Raw genomic sequence first — 17,520 nt, forward strand, 5'->3', positions numbered from 1 at the left:
GCCGACAATTAGGAGAACGTCTTTTATGACTGGTCGAATCGGTATTGATGACATCCGTCCTCAAATCAACGGTGGTGCAACTCCATCAAAGGCCGTAGTGGGTGAAGTCGTCCCAACCTTTGCCGTCATTTGGCGAGAAGGCCACGACGCGATGAACGCCACGCTCAACGTCAAGGGGCCGAAGGAATCAGCTTTTGCTTCCCGCTCACAGCGCATTCCAATGCACTTTTCTGACCATGATCCAAATCAGGTCAACGCCACCTTCGTCCCAGACATTCCCGGGCTGTGGACCATTCGCATTGATGCCTGGTCCGACCCGATGGCAACGTGGCGCAACGCTATCACCAAGAAGTTCGAGGCCGGTCAGAGCGAAGCTGAACTCGCTAATGATCTAGAAATTGGCGCCGCTCTCTTCGACCGCGCCGCCGCTGGTGCCGCTGCTATCCACCGCAACCACCTACGCTCCATCGCCGCAGGTCTGCGCGGCGACGGCGATCTTCGCGCCCGCATTGCCGCCGCGCTTTCCGACGAGACCCGCGCCATTTTGCAGGCGCACCCGGTGCGCGACCTTTTGACCCGCGGAAAGACCCGCAAGATCAAGGTTGACCGCCGCGAAGCCCTGTACTCCTCTTGGTATGAGTTCTTCCCTCGTTCCAACGGTGGTTACGGCGAAAATGGCGAGCTGCTGCACGGCACATTCAAGACTGCGGTTGCACAGCTTGATCGCGCTCAGCGCATGGGCTTCGACACGGTCTATCTGCCCCCGATTCACCCAATCGGTGAAATCAATCGCAAGGGTCGCAACAACACCCTGACCCCGGAACCGAGCGATGTTGGATCTCCGTGGGCTATCGGCTCCGCAGAAGGTGGCCACGACGCCATCCACCCGAGCCTCGGTGACGAGAAGGACTTCAAGGAATTCATTAAGGCTGCTAAGGAGCGCAACCTCGAGGTCGCTATCGACCTAGCGCTCCAGTGTGCACCGGACCACCCCTGGGCTAAGGCTCACCCGGAGTGGTTCACCGTGCTGCCGGACGGCACCATTGCCTACGCCGAGAATCCGCCGAAGAAGTACCAGGACATCTACCCGCTGAATTTCGACAACGATGCCAAGGGCCTGTACGCAGAGGTTCTGCGTGTAGTGAAGTTTTGGGTCAAGCGTGGAGTCAAGGTCTTCCGCGTGGATAACCCCCACACCAAGCCGGGCAACTTCTGGGAATGGCTGATTGAAACCGTCCACGAAACCAACCCGGAGGTCATCTTCCTCGCCGAGGCCTTCACCGCCCCGGCCCGCCTCTACGGCCTGGCCAAGGCTGGCTTCACTCAGTCCTACATCTACTTCCCGTGGAAGACTACGAAGGAAGAGCTGACCGAATTCGGCGAGGAGATTACCCGCCATGCGGACATCGCTCGCCCATCCCTATGGGTCAATACCCCAGATATTCTGCATGACTTCCTGGTCAAGGGCGGCCGTGGCGCCTTCGCCATCCGCGCCGCGCTGGCTTCAACCCTATCTCCGCTGTGGGGCATGTACTCCGGCTTCGAGCTGTTTGAAAACGTTCCGGTCAAGGAGGGCTCCGAGGAGTACCTCGACAGCGAGAAGTACCAGCTCCGCAGCCGCGATTACGACCAGGCACTGGCCACCGGCACCTCGCTGGAGCCGTTCATTGCCACGCTGAACAAGATTCGCCGCGAGCACCCGGCTCTGCAGCAGCTGCGCAACCTGCACTTCCACGACATCGACAATGACAACCTACTGGCTTACTCGAAGCTCGATCCGGTCACCGGCGATGCCATCCTCGTTGTCCTCAACCTCGATCCATGGAATGCCCAGGAAGCTACCGTGCACCTCGACATGGATTGCATCGGGCTCCGCAACCACGACCGCATGGATGTCACTGACCTGATTACCGGCAACCAGTTCAACTGGGGCAAGGACAACTACGTCCGCCTGGCACCGTGGGAAAACGTTGCGCACATCATCAAGCTGCCGGAAATCGATGTCAAGCTCCGCCACAAGTTGGCTTGGCGCGACGTCCCCGACTACGAGGGCTAGAACGCTTGCTGGGAACTTTCGGGGTTAGTGGGCCGCTGACCTGACCACTGTCGCAACGATTCGTCGTTAGGCTGGCGGGTGAGTTAGCAGCCCACTGTCCCCTACCTCCCTCTATTTCTTTAGAACTGAACTCAATAACTTCACATTCACCTACCTAGAAACGCTTCGGAAGGACCTTCCATGGGAGCCCACACAGATCCCCGCCTCGCAATTGATTCCGGCGATATGGATCGCCTGCGCTACTGCACCCATCACGATCCGCACAGCATCTACGGCGCACACGTCGTGGACGGTGACACGGTTATTCGCACGAGGGTCTTCGGCGCTCAGGCAGTTACTGTCGTCAGCACTCGCGGCGAGTTTGAAGCGGAGAACCTGGGCGACGGTTTCTTCACCGCCCTCGTCCCCGGCGGCGATGACTTCGACTACCGCCTGCGCATTACGTGGGACTCCGGCGAGACCGTAGAGCGTGCCGACGGCTACCGTTTCCTCCCCACTATCGGCGCTGGTGACCTGCACCTAATCGGCGAAGGACGTCATGAGGAACTGTGGAAGGTTCTCGGTGCTCACCTTCGCAGTTACGACACCGAGCTGGGTACGGTCGAAGGCACCTCGTTTACGGTCTGGGCTCCGAACGCACGCGGCGTCGCCGTGGTCGGTGACTTCTGTATGTGGAACGGCGCGCAGTACCCAATGCGCTCTATGGGTGGCGCAGGTATCTGGGAACTGTTCATCCCGGGTGTGGGTGAGGGCGATGTCTATAAATTCGCCATCACGACACCGGAAGGACAGCGCCGCGATAAGGCCGACCCGATGGCGCGTGCTGCTGAGCTCCCACCGGCTACTGGGTCGATTGTTGCGACCTCCGACTACGCCTGGGGCGACCAAGCGTGGATGGAAAAGCGCGCCAACACAGACTGGACCGAAGAGCCCATCTCTATCTACGAGGTCCACTTGGGTTCCTGGAAGCAGGGCCTGAGCTACGAAGTTATGGCGGAGAAGCTGGTGCGCTACGTGGTCGACATGGGCTACACCCACGTGGAGTTCATGCCAGTATGTGAGCACCCGTTCACCGGTTCCTGGGGTTATCAGGTTTCCGGCTACTACGCTCCGACCAGCCGCTTCGGCACCCCAGATCAGTTCCGCGGTCTAGTTGATGCCTTCCACGCCGCTGGCATCGGTGTCATCATGGACTGGGTTCCGGGGCACTTCCCGAAGGACGAGTTCGCACTTGCCCGCTTCGATGGCACGGCTTGCTACGAGCACCCGGACTGGCGCCGCGGCGAGCAGCGCGACTGGGGCACCTACGTTTTCGACTTCGGCCGCAACGAGGTACGCAACTTCCTCTACGCCAACGCACTGTACTGGGCAGAAGAGTTCCACATCGACGGTCTGCGCGTCGACGCAGTGGCTTCCATGCTGTACCTGGACTACTCCCGCAATGAAGGCGAGTGGCTGCCGAACCAGTACGGTGGCCGTGAAAACCTCGATGCTGTTCAGTTCCTGCAGGAATTCAACGCCACTGTACACAAGCACAACCCGGGCTTCCTCACCGTGGCCGAAGAATCCACTTCTTGGCCGGGAGTGACCGCACCTACCGAACACGGTGGCTTGGGCTTCTCTATGAAGTGGAACATGGGCTGGATGAATGACACGCTGGAGTACTTCAGCAAGGAGCCGATTTACCGCTCCTACCACCACCATGAGCTCACTTTCGCTATGGTCTACGCCTACTCGGAAGAGTTCATTCTGCCGATTAGCCACGACGAGGTCGTGCACGGCAAGGGCTCGCTGTGGGAGCGCATGCCGGGCGGCGATTGGGATAAGGCCGCAGGCCTACGTACTTTCCTGACCTTCATGTGGGCGCACCCGGGCAAGCAGCTTCTATTCCAGGGTCAGGATCTTGGCCAGAACCACGAGTGGAACCACGATGAGTCCGTGGCTTGGGACAACCTCGAAGGTTGGAGCGGCGAATTCCACCGCGGCATTCAGCTGCTGGTTAAGGACATCAACGCCATCTACAAGGAAAACCCGGCGTTCTACACCCAGGATGACCGCCCAGAGGGCTTCCAGTGGATTAACGCGGATGATTCCTCAAACAATGTTGTGTCCTTTGTCCGTTACGGCACCGATGGATCGGTCGTCGCCTGCGTCTATAACCTGTCGGGAACCACGCAGGAAATCTACAAGATTGGCGTACCGCGCGGTGGTCAATGGACGGAGATTCTGAACACAAACGCATCGCGTTACGAGGGCTCCGGCTACGGTGAAAACGGTACTGTGACCGCGGTCGAGCACGGTTGGAACGGCCAGGCTCACTCGATTGATTTGGTGCTGCCGGCCAACACCGCCGTTTGGCTGAAGTGGCAGGGCTAGTCCCGAATCCAGCCAAACAGAAGGCAATCACATAGGAATTGCCCGTGTTGCACGGTTTTCAGTGGCCTGACTTTCGGCCTGAAAATCTGATACACGGGCAATTTTGTTTTGGGGAGCGTATCCAGGTCCTATCCTCGGAACGGATTGAACCAGTCAGGTTCCAAAGATTCGTTGTAATTCGCAGAATCTGAATCATCGGTGTACGTGGATCCATCCATGCTGTCGGTTCCGATACGATCCGGAATGCCGTCGCCATCCTCATCCGCGCTCCACGTCGCAGCCTGCTTAGCAGTCAGTGGCTTGCCATCCTTACCAAGGCGATTGTAATCCGGCAGAAGCGGGGCTATTTGGGAACCCAGCTGGCCGAGCAGGCCGTCGGTAAGCTCATTGAGCGGCACCCCATCAAAGCGCGTCGTAATTGCGTAAGCGATGGGTCCGGCCGCAGTGTATAAAATGCCGTGATCATTAACGCCCTCGGCAGTGTCACCGGTCTTCTGTACCGCGGATCCGACGTACATCACAAACTTCTGCGAACCACCGTAAGTGAGGTAGGTCAATGCAGTTTGTGCCGTGTCCTTGGTAATGAAGTTGTGCTTTGAGGTGCCATCGGCCACTTCCTGGAGACGTGCCATGAACAGCGCAGCTTGAGAGGGAGTAAACCAGGACCGATCACCGCTGGGATTGGGGATGTTGAACTTGTTGCCCAGGTGGTAGCGCTTGTCATCAACACCGGCTTCCTTGATGGTTTTGTTGACCTCGTCGAAACCACCGACAGCGTCAATCAACCCATTCGCCGCGGTGTTGTCCGAATACCGCATCACGTACTGCAACAGCCCGTCGAGCGTGTATTGGCCAGGGCCAATCACGCTTCCGCCAACACCATTGTCCCAATCGACCGTCACCGTCTTGTCTAGGTCATCGCCGAATTTCTTCAGCGCAGTAACCACTAACGGAGCCTTGATGGTCGATGCGGAGTACTCCTTCGTATCCTCGCCTACCGACGCCGTGAGCCCTTTGTATGGACCGTCAATGACACGCAAATAGACACCTAAATCAATGCCATAGTTGTCGGAGAAACTCTTAGCCGCAGTATCGAGGACGTCCTGTGCATCAGACCAGGTGACTTCCTCGGAAGCATCCCAACCGTTATCTGGAGCATTAGGTTTTGTGGTAGCAGTGGTGGCCTTGGACCCGGTGGTGCTTGGGACATCGATGGTGCACCCCGCCAACAGAGTCGAGGCCGAAAGCGCAACAATGACCGAGGCGGAAGTAGCGCGAAGGGCTTTGGGGCGAAGTCGCATGCAAAACTCCTGGCTGCAGAAAACTGAAGACCAAAGGCACCTAGCGCAGTATGAACTGTCTGAGGTGAACAGGTGGATGAGATGCAGTGGTAACTGCTGTAAACCACTGAGAACTGTTGGAAGATTACCACCTTCCGAAAAATCTCGTTGCACTGGGGCGCAGCTTTTGTGCAACAATGGATTAAATATAGACATGATTAAAAGAATCAATGTCCAACGGTGCACCCAGGCAGTTGAGCTGCACATTTGATGCTTAATGCTTCAACGATGCCTCGTCCGAGACCGCTGCTAGAAATAGCGCACGGCACCGAAAATCGGAGGAAGTGAATCGCAATGAAGGAAAAGGTACATCGCTTGATGGACCGCATGCAGATTCGCCATGCCCATATGCGCAACACCTGGTATGGGCCGGTACTCTCCCCGGTTCTTCTCGTCGCAGGCTTCGTATTGCTCATTGTTGGCATTATCATTTTGCCAACTCCTGCTCCCGGATGGCTCTGCATCTTTGTTGCACTGGGAATTCTCTCGTTGGTGCATCCGCCGACACGTCGCCTGAACATCTGGTTGGCAGCAAAATTGGACGCCTTTTACGCCTGGTATGCGGAGCGTCATGTGGCAATGAAAGCAACACTTTTCCTGTTGCTAATGGCGTTTATGGCCGCTGTAATGGGCAGCGTCTACTACTTCATGGCTCCGGATGACTGGCCATACACCGACGCTTCAAGCTAGGAGCCTGAGCGCTTTCCAGGCTCCTAGTACAGTGCCCCTAGTCCAGTACTCCTAGTACAGTGCGCTAGCCATCCTCCGGCGTGCATCCAATGCCACTGGATCTGCGGTATCGAATAGCACAAGCAGCTCTAGTAGACGCGACTTGATGGCCTCACGGTCATCGCCAAACACCTGCGGGAGCAACTTCAACAAACGATCGAGCGCCTTCGCTGGATCGTCGACAAGCATCGTGACATCCGCGGCATCGAGGGCGAGCGCGACGTCCTTCGGCGCAGCGTCGGCCTTTGCAATTGGATCTGCGCTGCGATCGATTTTGGCAGCGCGGGCGAAGAAGGACACATTCGCGTGAGCGCGCTTCAGCCCCTGATTTGCGGGCTCGGACTGCAGCATAGCGTCATACAGCTCCAACGCTCCGTCGAAATCGCCCTCCTCGAGCAACTCTTCAGCCTGCTCCAAACGCGGGTCATCGGTGGGTACGGGATTGCCGAAGAAGTCAGTCGGCTCCGGAGCCTCCGGCCCGCTGCCCTCCCCAGCCATACGAGTTCCCGCCGGCAACCCCTTGAGACGACCCCGAGTGGCCTTCATAACCTGCGCCAGCCACTGCTCCAGCCAATCCCTGGTTTTCTCGCCGACAAACATGCCAATGGGACTGCCCATAGCCACAGCCGTGACTGTCGGCACTGCCTGCACACCGAATGCCTGGGCCAGCTGCGGATGCTCCTCAGCATCTGCCCACGCCAGGATCCAGTTCAAATTAGCCTCACGGGCCATGCCTTCTAGCTCAGCCCGAAGACGCAACGAATCAGCTGCTCCAGCCATGCCGATCAAGACAATAACCGGGACCTGCTCCGAGCGCAGAACGACTTCTGCCTCAAGGGTCTGCGGGACAATCTCAACTACAGGAGGAAGCCCATTTCCCTGATCACTGGTTGCCCGCTCGATCTCCTCTCGGCGCTTACGTTCGGCTTCGGCGCGCTGGTGGAGCTGCTCCAAATCAACCGTGCCGGGTGGTGGCGGCGGAGTCGAGCACTCGCGGTGACCGTGTGCTCCATGCGAGTGACCATGAGAATGGCCATGTGCGTGACCATGTCCAGCTGGCATCGTCAAAGGGGTTCCTCTCCAGTGTCGTCGTAAAGCCTATGTAAAGACCTATGTAGAGCCTACGTGTCCAATCCGAACAAGAGACTAGTCGGTGGCTTTCAGCGCATCCTCGACCGCATCCACTTTCGCACGCAGCTGCCCGGTATATCCGTTGCGAATGTCCGCTTTGATGACCAGAGAAGTACGCGGACTGACACGGCTGACTGCTTCCGTAGCTCGCTTAATGACATCCATCACCTCATCCCATTCGCCTTCAACTAGGGTGAACATGGCATTGGTCTCGTTGGGCAGGCCGGATTCGCGCACAACACGCACGGCTTCAGCAACCGCCTCCGCCATTCCCTGCTCGGGATCGGAGAAAGTGGGGGCAACAGAAAATGCGACAATCATGCCGCCGATAATAGCGAGTACCCTGGAAACTATGAGTGAGACACAGATTCCCGTTCCCCATAAGTACGTAGTCGCTGTCGATCACGTCGGCGTCGCAGTCCCGGATTTTGATGCCGCTATTGAGTGGTACCGCGCAAACCTTGGTTTCATCAACTACCACGATGAAGTCAATGAAGAGCAGGGCGTCCACGAGGCCATGGTCGGCCCGGCCGACAAGGTTGAAGGTGGCACTCTGGTTCAGATTCTCGCGCCACTGAACGACCAGTCCACGATTGCAAAGTACCTGGACAAGAAGGGTCCAGGAATCCAGCAGTACGCAGTTCGCGTCACTGATCTGGAGGCGCTGATGGCGCACCTGAAGGAGCAGGGCACCCGGGTGCTGTACCCGGAGCCGAAGATCGGTACCGCAGGTTCGCGCATCAACTTCATCCACCCGAAGGATGCCGGTGGCGTCCTGCTGGAGCTCGTTGAGCCGGCTAAGTAGATCTATCCCCAGCGGCGCGTGATAGTGCGGTGAGCTCTGTTGCGCCAGCAGTTAGTGTGCCAATGACGCCGGTCATCGGCGCCTGCACCATAATCCTGCGGCCAAGCTACGATGTGCGAGGTCCCGGGCATGATTTCCTGGTCGCACCCTGGACAGCGATAAACCTTTTTCGACTGTCCAGCGCTGATGTTACGCACCGCAAAGTCCACGTCCTGCCAACCGGCAGGCCCAGATTCAGTGCGGGTGTTTTGGAAAGAACTGCCAAATGCGGGCAGGCTGCCGCGATTCTGGCCGTGGTTATTACGCCCGCCGCGTTGGTTGCCTCGTTGATTACCGCGCCGCTTGTGGTTTCGCCTAGGCATGGCTAGAACAACCGCAATTCATTGGACTCCAGGCCACGCAGGGCGTCGTAATCCACGGTCACACAGCGAATCCCACGATCCTCTGCCAGAGTCTTGGCCTGTGGCTTAATCTCCTGGGCAGCAAAAATCCCTTCCACCGGTGCCAGCAGCTCATCGCGGTTCAGCATCTCCAAGTAACGGGTTAGCTGCTCAACACCGTCGATACCGCCCCGACGCTTAACCTCGACTGCAACGGTGGCGCCGTTTTCATCGCGGCCAAGCAGATCCACCGGTCCGATCGGGGTTGGGTATTCGCGCCTAATCAGGGTGTAGCCCTCGCCGAACGTTGTGAACTGATCTGCAAGCAGCTCCTGTAGATGCGCTTCTACCCCGTCCTTCTCCAGGCCAGGGTCCTCTCCCAGTTCGTACGTGCTATCAGCCAGCACCTTGCCGATAGTGATACGAAGCTGCTCGCCCTTCTTATTCTCAACGACCCAGAGCTTTTCACCAGTGTCTTCACCCGACTCGTCGAGAATATCCTTCTCCGTCAGCGTGCACGGCGGTGTCATCCAGTTTAGAGGCTTATATGCACGGTCGTCGGCATGCACAGAAACAGACCCATCGGCTTTCACCAACAGCAAGCGCGGGGCATGAGGCAGATGGGCATTCAAGCGACCGACATAGTCAACGGTGCATTCAGCAATCACAAGGCGCATTCCCCTACCCTAACGTGACTGCCGCGCGGGAGAAAACAATACCCACTAGAGCCTTAGCAATAGCCTCTCGTAAGAGACTAGTACTGACTTCCCCGGCCACGGTTATAAGCCGAACGGAAACGTCGCTCAATATCTGTAGGAAACTCACGAGTCTGGCGTGACGACGGCTTCGACTCCACCCACGCCACCAGGGCAGTGTCCGAGGACGAGTCCACGGCAAACTCCCATTCGGTATTTTTCCCCGTTTTAATCCTGACTACCCGAAGCCCGGGCGCGAAAAAACCCGCCTCGATGTCAGTCGGATCTCGGCGATCCACAATAGTGACATCGTGACGGGCAAATTCGGCATCACAGCCAGGACGCAGCGAACGTAGCTTGTACATCTTCAACGTCGACTCTGAATAAACAATGACACCATGGCGCCAATGACTGCCATCACCTGCAGGAAGGCGACGAGCAATAACAGGAGTACCTTTTGCATGCAGGCTGGCGAAACGCCACAGGGCAAGGACCCCGCCGACGATCAACATCGCACCGATAATCATGAACATGATTGACATCATGGTTACGCTTGAAAACACTATCTGCCAGCCTCGCATCCGGGTGAATAGACGACGAACCTTGGTTCAAAAGCGCTTTAGAGGCTTTTTACAAACCCTACCCGATTGTTGCACTGACATGAAAAATAACTAAGAAAAACGGGGCGGGAAGCTGGCAAGATTTCTCTTGCGAGCTCCCCGCCCCGTTTAAAGAAGCAGGAAGAATACGGTCGTGCGACCGGATGTTCAGGCGAAAAGACTAGTTGATGGAAGCGCGACGAGCCGCGCGGACCTCCGACTCAGCCTGAGCCTTTACTGCAGGGTCATCCGAAGTCAGGTTGGACTCGGCCTCGGAGAGGTTAACCTCGTCAGCCCAGACTGCCTTATCCGCGAGGATCGAAACCTTCGAGGTAGACACGGAAATGAACCCACCCTGTACCGAAGCGACAAGAACCTTGCCGTCTGCGGTCTTGATGGTCACCGTGCCGTTGTTGACCAGCTGGCCAAGCAACGGCTGGTGTCCGGGCAGCACGCCGATCTCACCCTCGGTGGTCTGGGCAGAGACCAAAGTGGCCTTGCCCTTCCAGAGCGGTCGCTCAACGGCAACCAGTTCAGCGGTGATTTCAGCCATGAGGATGCCCCTTACTTCTTCTGCATTTCAGCGTACTTCTTCTCGACATCGTCGAGGCCACCCAGGCCGTCGAAGGCCATCTCCGGGTAGTTGTCGAAGTCGCCCTTGCAGATGCGGTCGAAGGCAACAATGGTGTCCTTCAGCGGGACGTACGAACCAGACAGACCCGTGAACTTCTCAGCAACGAAGAAGTTCTGACCCAAGAATCGCTGGATACGACGTGCACGCTGCACGGTCACCTTGTCCTCCTCAGACAGCTCGTCCATACCGAGGATGGCGATGATGTCCTGGAGTTCCTTGTTCTTCTGCAGGATGTTAATAACCTGCTGAGCAACTCGGTAGTGCTCCTCACCGACGATCGACGGCTCGAGGATACGAGAAGTCGAAGTCAGCGGGTTCACTGCCGGGTAAATACCCTTCGATGCAATCGAGCGGTCGAGCTCGGTGGTTGCATCGAGGTGGGCGAAGGTCGTTGCCGGAGCCGGGTCGGTGTAGTCATCGGCAGGCACGTAGACGGCCTGCAGAGAGGTAATCGAACGGCCCTTGGTGGACGTAATGCGCTCCTGCAGAACACCCATCTCGTCAGCCAGGGTCGGCTGGTAACCCACGGCGGAAGGCATACGACCCAGCAGGGTCGAAACCTCAGAACCGGCCTGGGTGAAACGGAAGATGTTGTCAATGAAGAGCAGCACGTCCTGGTGCTGAACATCGCGGAAGTACTCTGCCATGGTCAGACCCGACAGCGCGACACGCATACGGACTCCCGGCGGCTCGTCCATCTGGCCGAAGACAAGGGCGGTGTCCTGGAGAACGCCCATCTCTTCCATTTCCAGGAAGAGGTCGGTGCCCTCACGGGTACGCTCACCAACACCGGCGAAGACCGAAGTACCGGAGAACTCGCGTGCAATACGAGTAATCATCTCCTGAATCAGAACGGTCTTACCGACACCGGCACCACCGAACAGACCAATCTTGCCGCCCTTAACGTACGGGGTCAGCAGGTCGATGACCTTAATACCGGTTTCCAGAATCTCGGTCTTGCCCTCGAGCTGGTCGAAGGCCGGCGGCTCACGGTGGATGCCCCACTGCTCACCATCGCGACCCAGGCCCGGCTCATCCAGGCAGTCGCCCATTGCGTTAAAGACGTGACCCTTGACGACGTCACCAACCGGAACCGAAATCGGCTTTCCGGTGTCCTTGACCTCTGCACCGCGGACCAGGCCGTCGGTCGGAGCCATAGCAATGGTACGAACCATGTTGTCACCGAGGTGCTGTGCAGTCTCGAGGACAATGGTCTTGGCGACCGAAGGAAGGGTAACTTCCACGGTCAGCGCGTTGTAAAGTGCCGGCAGTTCGTTACGCGGGAACTCCACGTCGACGACGGCACCGATGACACGCACAACACGGCCCACAGCCGTGGTGGTGTTCTGCTCACTTAGAGCTGTGCTCATATCTAGTCACTTTCTCCGCTGTCGTCGAGCGCACCGGCGCCACCGACGATTTCTGTGATTTCCTGGGTAATCTGTGCCTGACGTGCCTGGTTAGCAACACGCGAGAGGTCCTTGACCAGCTCGGTAGCGTTGTCCGTCGCGGACTTCATAGCGTTACGACGGGCAGCGGACTCAGAGGCAGCGGCCTCGAGCATCACTGCGAACAGAGTGCGGGACACGTACTGCGGCAGAAGCTCTGCCAACAGGGTGTCTGCATCAGGCTCGAATTCATAGTCCGGCTTGAGGTCATCTGATCCATCGGACAGCATGTCCTCGCCCTGAGCAATCTCGACATCCTCGTACACAGGCTCAATCGGGAGCATCTGGTGTGCACGCGGAATCTGAGAAAGCATGGACACGAATTCCGTGTAGACAACGTGGACCTGGTCGAAGCCCTGAACGGCCTCGCCGTTGGTGCCACGCAGGCCTTCGCGGTACTTGGCAGTGCCCTCGGCCGTAGCGTTGAAACCATCAATGAGGTGACGACGCACGTCGTGGGTTGCGGCGTAGTCCGGATCCTGGGAGAAGCCCTCCCACGTACCGGCGAGCTCGACACCACGGAAGTCGTAGTAGTCGGTGCCCTTACGGCCAGTCACGTAGAGAACGACCTCATGCCCCTGCTCTTCCAGAGCGGTACGCAGTTCTGCAGCCTTCTTCAGGACGTTGTGGTTGTAGCCGCCACACATGCCGCGGTCACTGGTCACAACCAGGACAGCAACACGCTGGTTACCCTCACGCTTTACGAGCATCGGGTGATCCAACGACGAAGCCGATGCGAGACGTCCGATGACCTTCTCGATTTCGTCGGCGTACGGCTGGGAGTCTGCTACGCGACGCTGCGCCTTAGTAATGCGCGAGGTTGCGATAAGCTCCTGGGCCTTGGTGATCTTCTTGGTCGAGTTCACCGACTTGATTCGGGCTCGAAGTTCACGAAGATTCGCCATGTCCTATTCCCTCCCTTCAATTGCGAAAACGGTCATTGAGTAGCTCAACCTGCCTAGTTCTGGGCAGTCTTGCGGGAGACCGTAATCTGCTGCTTCTTGAGCTCGCCCTCGTCGAGTGCCTCGACCGGAGCCTCGGAAGCCAGCGGTGCGCCCTCAGAAGTCTGGAAGGACTTCTTGAAGTTAGCGGTAGCGGACTTCAGAGCAGCCTTGGACTCGTCAGAGAAGGCGACGCCGCCGTCAATCTGCTCGAAGACTGCAGGCTGAGTGTCCTGCAGGTGCTCAAGCAGCTCGGCCTCGAAGCGACGGACGTCCTCAACCGGGACATCGTCGAATTCGCCCTCACCAGCGAGGTAGATGGAGGTCATCTGGTACTCGACCGGCTGCGGGTGGTTTTCCTTCTGCTTCAGCAGCTCAACCAGACGCTGACCGCGCTCCAGCTGACGCTTGGAGGCATCGTCCAGGTCGGATGCGAACATTGCGAATGCTTCCAGGTCGCGGTAGGACGCGAGGTCCAGACGCAGGTTACCGGAAACCTTCTTCATGCCCTTGGTCTGTGCGGCACCACCAACACGGGAAACCGACACACCGACGTTAATAGCCGGGCGGACACCCTGGTTGAACAGGTCGGACTCGAGGAAGACCTGGCCGTCGGTAATGGAAATGACGTTGGTCGGAATGAAGGCCGACACGTCGTTTGCCTTGGTCTCGATGATCGGCAGTGCGGTCAGCGAGCCTGCACCCATGTCGTCGGAGAGCTTCGCAGCACGCTCCAGCAGACGGGAGTGGAGGTAGAAGACGTCACCCGGGTAAGCTTCGCGTCCCGGCGGGCGACGCAGCAGCAGCGAGATGGCACGGTATGCCTCTGCCTGCTTAGTCAGATCATCGTAAATGACCAGGACGTGCTTGCCCTGGTACATCCAGTGCTGACCCAGTGCGGCGCCTGCGAATGGTGCAAGCCACTTGAAGCCTGCGGCATCCGACGCCGGGGCAGCAACGATAGTGGTGTACTCGAGTGCGCCCTGCTCCTCGAGGGTCTGGCGCACACCAGCAATGGTGGAGCCCTTCTGACCGATAGCAACGTAGATGCATCGCACCTGCTTGCTCGGGTCACCGGACTCCCAGTTAGCCTTCTGGTTCAAGATGGTGTCCAGGCAGACCGCGGTCTTACCGGTCTTACGGTCACCAATGATCAACTGACGCTGACCACGACCAATTGGGGTCATTGCGTCGATGGCCTTAATACCAGTAGCCATCGGCTCTTCAACCGGCTGACGCTGCAGCACGGTCGGTGCCTGCAGCTCGAGGACGCGGTCCTCTTCAGCCTCAATGTCGCCCAGGCCGTCAATCGGCTGGCCCAGGGGGTTAATTACGCGACCGAGGAACTTGTCCCCGACCGGAATCGAAAGGACGTCACCCGTCCGCTTTACCTCGTCACCCTCTTTAAGCGACTCGAAGTTACCCAGCACCACAACGCCGACCTTGTCGGTGTCGAGGTTCTGAGCGACGCCAATAACGCCGCCCGGGAACTCCAGAAGCTCATTCGTCATGACCGACGGCATTCCCGAAACCTGGGCGATACCATCAGCTGCACTGATAACAACGCCAACCTCCTCGCGGGAGGCCTCCGGGGAGTAGCTCGAGGTGTAGTTCGCAATCGCGCTACGGATCTCGTCGGAGGAGATCGTCAGCTCCGCCATGTTCTTCCTGCTCTCGGTAATATTCTTCCAGTGATTAATCGTCTAAACCATCCGTCAGCCGAGGCCGACGCGCAGCTTCTCAAGCTTTGTTGAAAGGCTACCGTCGATGACCTCGTCGCCAACCCGGATGACCAGTCCACCGAGAATCGACTTATCGATCACGGTGTGGATGGACATCGCCTTGCCGTAGACTCGGCCGAGCTTGTCCGCCAGTGCTCGCTCTTGCTCGTCAGAGACGGCCGTGGCACTGGTCACGCGAGCGACGACGTGGTTCCGCAGGCCGGCGGCTAGCCGGGACAGGGAGTCAATGTCGTCCGCGGGGCGCTTGGATGGGCGACCAACAGCCTGCAGTGCCAGGGTTTCGGTCACGGAAGTGACCTTACCGTACAGCACAGAGGCGAGGAGCCCACGCTTGGCTTCGGGGGTTGCGGCCTTGTCGGCCAGCAGCTGTTCAAGCTGCGACTGCTCAGCCAGGATGTGTCCCAGTTGGAACAGCTCAGACTCAACAGTCTCAAGCTGTCCCTGGCCTTCGGCAGAGCGAAGGAGGGCTCGACGGCCCAGCTCTACCAAACCCTCACGCATTTCACGCGGGGTGGACCATACCTGCGCGGCAGCATCCACGACGAGGTTAAGAGTCGTCTCAGATACCTTGCCCGCGAACAGGCTCCGGACAAGGCCGGAACGCTGTTCCGCAGTCGCCGAGGTGTCGGCGACAGCGACACGCAGGCCGCGGTCGGAGTCCAGGACCTCGACGATGTCGAAAAGCTCGGAACCAGTCTGAGCAGCCTGAGCAACAGCGACATTGTCGCCACTGATAGCGGCGTCCAGTCGCTGGCTAAGGGCTGCCAGGGATTCGCGGCTTGCTGCGTGCATGTCGCCTACTTTCCGGCCGGGGCCACGGTGTCAAGGTTGGACAAGAAGTTGTCAATCGTCGACGAGTTACGAACGTCGTCGGAAAGCTGCTCGCCCAGAAGGCGCTCAGCGAGATTGATGGAGTTCTGGCCCATTTCCTTGCGCAGCTCTGCGACTACCTGCTCACGCTGGGCAGCGAGCTGCTTCTCACCGGACTCGATGATTCGTGCGCTCTCGTCATTAGCCTTGGTCGTAGCGTCTGCAATGATGCGCTGCCCCTGTGCACGGGCTTCGTCGCGAATCTTTGCTGCTTCAGTACGGGCCTCTGCGAGCTGACTGTTGTACTTTTCCAGAGCGGCCTTCGCCTCGGCCTGTGCAGCCTCAGCGCGCTCAATGCCGCCCTCAATCCGGTCCTCCCGCTCGGTCAGGACCTCCTGGAACTTCGGAAGAACGAGCTTCCAGAAGAGAACCAGGATAACTACCAGCGGGACAACGGACCAGACGATGTCATAGGTCTTTGGCAGCAGCGGGTCAACGGACTCTCCCATCGGGAGGTCACCCGCTGCTAGCAAAAAGGTGAAATCTGTCATGGTTTACGTGTTCTCCGCTTGAAGGTCCGGACTTAGAAAACGAAGCCTGCGACCAGGCCGATCAGGGCGAGAGCCTCAGTGAAGGCGATACCCAGGAACATGGTAGTACGCAGCTGGCCGGCCATCTCAGGCTGGCGTGCCATACCCTCAACGGTCTTACCGGCGACGATGCCGATACCGAGGCCCGGGCCCAGGGTGGACAGACCGTAACCGATGGTCTTCAGGCCAGAGTTGGTGTCGACAGCCTGGACAGCGTCCTGGGCGGAGAGGATGACGTCGTTCATTATGAACCGTTCCCTTTCTTAAAGGATGGCCCCGGATTAAAGATTGTTCTAAGTAGGCCCGGGGCTTTTGTGGGTCAAGTGGGTCTTGCTATTAAATTTGCGAGGCCTTGTTGCCGAATTTGCGGCCTCATTAGTTATGGGTTAGTGCTCGTCTGCGTGCAGCGACAGTTCGATGTAGACGGCGCTCAGCAGGGCAAAGATGTATGCCTGCAGGAAAATCACCAGCATCTCGAACAGCGTGAATGCTACCGCAGCGATAAGGGTCAACCCGGACAGGGCGGTCCAACCATTCAGCTGCCAGAAGAAGAAGTTCGTGGCACCGAAAAGCAGGACTAGAACCATGTGGCCCGCCAGCATGTTGGCCATCAGACGGATGGTCAGCGTAACTGGGCGGAGAACGAAGTTGGAGAAAATCTCGATCGGCACCACGATGAGGTGGAGCGCCGGTGGCAAGTTCGGAATAACGACTGCCGACTTCACAAACTTGAAGAAGCCCATCTTCTTCGAGCCCGCGTAAATGAAGGCAACGTATGCGAACAGGGCCAGAACCAGTGGCATACCGATTCGGGCGTTCGGCGAAATATTGAGGCCAGGAATAATAGCCGCAATATTCATCGAGATAACAAGGAAGAAGATGGTGGCCAGAACCGGAAGGAAACGACGCCCCTCCTTCTTACCCAGAATCTCCTCCGCGATGTGGATGCGGACGAAGTCCAGCATCAACTCCGCAACGTTCTGCAGACCAGTCGGCACGAGCTTCGGACGACGCATTGCGACGACGAAGAACACGGCGACGATCACGGCCATCAAAAGACGAACAATCATCAGGCGGTCCATGGCGTACCAGTCGCCACTGCCACCTAAAATGAAGTCGCCAAATTGTTCACCCGGGAAATACTCCTCCTGCAAGTTGGGTGAGTGAAACTCACCCCGCATCTCGGCAAGTGTTGTAACGCTCAGCGTTCTCTCCCGTGATTGGGCCGCTAGAACTATTGTCAA

At 58.1% G+C, this 17,520-nt stretch carries 17 protein-coding genes; 4 read left to right on the forward strand and 13 right to left on the reverse strand.

Translation table 11 applies throughout. From position 1 onward, the window contains the following. The first annotated feature begins 25 nt into the window (after nt 1-25). Both HMPREF3130_RS03625 and glgB read left to right on the forward strand, forming a co-directional pair. Nucleotides 26-2,056 carry an alpha-1,4-glucan--maltose-1-phosphate maltosyltransferase gene (locus HMPREF3130_RS03625; protein WP_070429326.1) on the forward strand — a complete coding sequence of 677 codons (2,031 nt, stop codon included), beginning with the start codon at nt 26-28 and terminating at the stop codon, nt 2,054-2,056. 180 nt (nt 2,057-2,236) lie between these two features. Then, nucleotides 2,237-4,432 (forward strand): 1,4-alpha-glucan branching protein GlgB, encoded by a 2,196-nt coding sequence (gene glgB, locus HMPREF3130_RS03630; protein WP_070429327.1) that lies wholly within the window; start codon nt 2,237-2,239, stop codon nt 4,430-4,432. Nucleotides 4,433-4,560: 128 nt separating this feature from the next. Here glgB and HMPREF3130_RS03635 read toward each other — a convergent pair whose 3' ends face one another. Further along, nucleotides 4,561-5,733, reverse strand: a complete 1,173-nt coding sequence (locus HMPREF3130_RS03635; RefSeq protein ID WP_070429328.1) for a serine hydrolase — start codon at nt 5,731-5,733, stop codon at nt 4,561-4,563. A 333-nt stretch (nt 5,734-6,066) separates the two neighbouring features. On the opposite strand from HMPREF3130_RS03635, the gene HMPREF3130_RS03640 reads away from it, so the two are divergent. Beyond that, a complete protein-coding gene (locus HMPREF3130_RS03640; protein ID WP_016422463.1) occupies nt 6,067-6,462 on the forward strand; it encodes a TIGR02611 family protein in 396 nt (131 codons plus the stop codon). Nucleotides 6,463-6,513: 51 nt separating this feature from the next. On the opposite strand, the gene HMPREF3130_RS03645 is transcribed toward HMPREF3130_RS03640, so the two are convergent. Together HMPREF3130_RS03645 and HMPREF3130_RS03650 are read right to left on the reverse strand one after the other, a co-directional pair. Next, nucleotides 6,514-7,563, reverse strand: a complete 1,050-nt coding sequence (locus tag HMPREF3130_RS03645; protein WP_049172058.1) for a co-chaperone YbbN — start codon at nt 7,561-7,563, stop codon at nt 6,514-6,516. Nucleotides 7,564-7,647: 84 nt separating this feature from the next. Continuing rightward, nucleotides 7,648-7,953 carry a thiamine-binding protein gene (locus HMPREF3130_RS03650; RefSeq protein WP_049172056.1) on the reverse strand — a complete coding sequence of 102 codons (306 nt, stop codon included), beginning with the start codon at nt 7,951-7,953 and terminating at the stop codon, nt 7,648-7,650. Between the two features lie 31 nt (nt 7,954-7,984). Here HMPREF3130_RS03650 and mce point away from each other — a divergent pair, with 31 nt between their 5' ends. Continuing rightward, nucleotides 7,985-8,437 carry a methylmalonyl-CoA epimerase gene (mce, locus tag HMPREF3130_RS03655; protein WP_005509354.1) on the forward strand — a complete coding sequence of 151 codons (453 nt, stop codon included), beginning with the start codon at nt 7,985-7,987 and terminating at the stop codon, nt 8,435-8,437. A gap of 364 nt (nt 8,438-8,801) precedes the next feature. Here mce and nucS read toward each other — a convergent pair whose 3' ends face one another. The 10 genes from nucS to atpB all read right to left on the reverse strand — a co-directional run bounded on the left by nucS (nt 8,802) and on the right by atpB (nt 17,457). Continuing rightward, nucleotides 8,802-9,494, reverse strand: a complete 693-nt coding sequence (gene nucS / locus HMPREF3130_RS03665) for an endonuclease NucS (protein ID WP_005509457.1) — start codon at nt 9,492-9,494, stop codon at nt 8,802-8,804. A gap of 77 nt (nt 9,495-9,571) precedes the next feature. Next, nucleotides 9,572-10,057, reverse strand: a complete 486-nt coding sequence (locus HMPREF3130_RS03670; RefSeq protein ID WP_240593322.1) for a DUF2550 domain-containing protein — start codon at nt 10,055-10,057, stop codon at nt 9,572-9,574. Nucleotides 10,058-10,292: 235 nt separating this feature from the next. Next, nucleotides 10,293-10,664 carry a F0F1 ATP synthase subunit epsilon gene (locus HMPREF3130_RS03675; protein WP_049194097.1) on the reverse strand — a complete coding sequence of 124 codons (372 nt, stop codon included), beginning with the start codon at nt 10,662-10,664 and terminating at the stop codon, nt 10,293-10,295. 11 nt (nt 10,665-10,675) lie between these two features. Beyond that, complete coding sequence (gene atpD / locus HMPREF3130_RS03680) at nt 10,676-12,115, reverse strand: F0F1 ATP synthase subunit beta (RefSeq protein WP_070429329.1); 1,440 nt, start codon at nt 12,113-12,115, stop codon at nt 10,676-10,678. A 2-nt stretch (nt 12,116-12,117) separates the two neighbouring features. After that, nucleotides 12,118-13,098, reverse strand: coding sequence for a F0F1 ATP synthase subunit gamma (locus HMPREF3130_RS03685; protein ID WP_005509705.1), 981 nt, complete (start codon nt 13,096-13,098; stop codon nt 12,118-12,120). Between the two features lie 53 nt (nt 13,099-13,151). Then, nucleotides 13,152-14,795 carry a F0F1 ATP synthase subunit alpha gene (gene atpA, locus HMPREF3130_RS03690; protein ID WP_005509387.1) on the reverse strand — a complete coding sequence of 548 codons (1,644 nt, stop codon included), beginning with the start codon at nt 14,793-14,795 and terminating at the stop codon, nt 13,152-13,154. Between the two features lie 54 nt (nt 14,796-14,849). Continuing rightward, complete coding sequence (locus tag HMPREF3130_RS03695) at nt 14,850-15,668, reverse strand: F0F1 ATP synthase subunit delta (protein WP_070429330.1); 819 nt, start codon at nt 15,666-15,668, stop codon at nt 14,850-14,852. A gap of 5 nt (nt 15,669-15,673) precedes the next feature. Next, complete coding sequence (locus tag HMPREF3130_RS03700; protein ID WP_038628467.1) at nt 15,674-16,237, reverse strand: F0F1 ATP synthase subunit B; 564 nt, start codon at nt 16,235-16,237, stop codon at nt 15,674-15,676. Between the two features lie 32 nt (nt 16,238-16,269). Beyond that, nucleotides 16,270-16,521, reverse strand: coding sequence for an ATP synthase F0 subunit C (locus HMPREF3130_RS03705; RefSeq protein ID WP_070429331.1), 252 nt, complete (start codon nt 16,519-16,521; stop codon nt 16,270-16,272). A gap of 141 nt (nt 16,522-16,662) precedes the next feature. After that, nucleotides 16,663-17,457, reverse strand: a complete 795-nt coding sequence (gene atpB, locus HMPREF3130_RS03710; protein ID WP_070429332.1) for a F0F1 ATP synthase subunit A — start codon at nt 17,455-17,457, stop codon at nt 16,663-16,665. Between the last annotated feature and the right edge of the window lie 63 nt (nt 17,458-17,520).

It is taken from the genome of Corynebacterium sp. HMSC14B06, assembly GCF_001807075.1.
Classification (GTDB): Bacteria; Actinomycetota; Actinomycetes; order Mycobacteriales; family Mycobacteriaceae; genus Corynebacterium; species Corynebacterium jeikeium_D.

What these genes read in the sequence shown, in the direction of transcription:
- atpD (WP_070429329.1), bottom strand. Translation starts at nt 12,115, where the DNA reads ATGAGCACAGCTCTAAGTGAGCAGAACACCACCACGGCTGTGGGCCGT.
- nucS (WP_005509457.1), bottom strand. Translation starts at nt 9,494, where the DNA reads ATGCGCCTTGTGATTGCTGAATGCACCGTTGACTATGTCGGTCGCTTG.
- HMPREF3130_RS03685 (WP_005509705.1), bottom strand. Translation starts at nt 13,098, where the DNA reads ATGGCGAATCTTCGTGAACTTCGAGCCCGAATCAAGTCGGTGAACTCG.
- HMPREF3130_RS03670 (WP_240593322.1), bottom strand. Translation starts at nt 10,057, where the DNA reads ATGATGTCAATCATGTTCATGATTATCGGTGCGATGTTGATCGTCGGC.
- HMPREF3130_RS03700 (WP_038628467.1), bottom strand. Translation starts at nt 16,237, where the DNA reads ATGACAGATTTCACCTTTTTGCTAGCAGCGGGTGACCTCCCGATGGGA.
- mce (WP_005509354.1), top strand. Translation starts at nt 7,985, where the DNA reads ATGAGTGAGACACAGATTCCCGTTCCCCATAAGTACGTAGTCGCTGTC.
- HMPREF3130_RS03645 (WP_049172058.1), bottom strand. Translation starts at nt 7,563, where the DNA reads ATGCCAGCTGGACATGGTCACGCACATGGCCATTCTCATGGTCACTCG.
- atpA (WP_005509387.1), bottom strand. Translation starts at nt 14,795, where the DNA reads ATGGCGGAGCTGACGATCTCCTCCGACGAGATCCGTAGCGCGATTGCG.
- HMPREF3130_RS03635 (WP_070429328.1), bottom strand. Translation starts at nt 5,733, where the DNA reads ATGCGACTTCGCCCCAAAGCCCTTCGCGCTACTTCCGCCTCGGTCATT.
- HMPREF3130_RS03640 (WP_016422463.1), top strand. Translation starts at nt 6,067, where the DNA reads ATGAAGGAAAAGGTACATCGCTTGATGGACCGCATGCAGATTCGCCAT.
- atpB (WP_070429332.1), bottom strand. Translation starts at nt 17,457, where the DNA reads ATGCGGGGTGAGTTTCACTCACCCAACTTGCAGGAGGAGTATTTCCCG.
- HMPREF3130_RS03675 (WP_049194097.1), bottom strand. Translation starts at nt 10,664, where the DNA reads ATGGCTGAAATCACCGCTGAACTGGTTGCCGTTGAGCGACCGCTCTGG.
- glgB (WP_070429327.1), top strand. Translation starts at nt 2,237, where the DNA reads ATGGGAGCCCACACAGATCCCCGCCTCGCAATTGATTCCGGCGATATG.
- HMPREF3130_RS03625 (WP_070429326.1), top strand. Translation starts at nt 26, where the DNA reads ATGACTGGTCGAATCGGTATTGATGACATCCGTCCTCAAATCAACGGT.
- HMPREF3130_RS03650 (WP_049172056.1), bottom strand. Translation starts at nt 7,953, where the DNA reads ATGATTGTCGCATTTTCTGTTGCCCCCACTTTCTCCGATCCCGAGCAG.
- HMPREF3130_RS03705 (WP_070429331.1), bottom strand. Translation starts at nt 16,521, where the DNA reads ATGAACGACGTCATCCTCTCCGCCCAGGACGCTGTCCAGGCTGTCGAC.
- HMPREF3130_RS03695 (WP_070429330.1), bottom strand. Translation starts at nt 15,668, where the DNA reads ATGCACGCAGCAAGCCGCGAATCCCTGGCAGCCCTTAGCCAGCGACTG.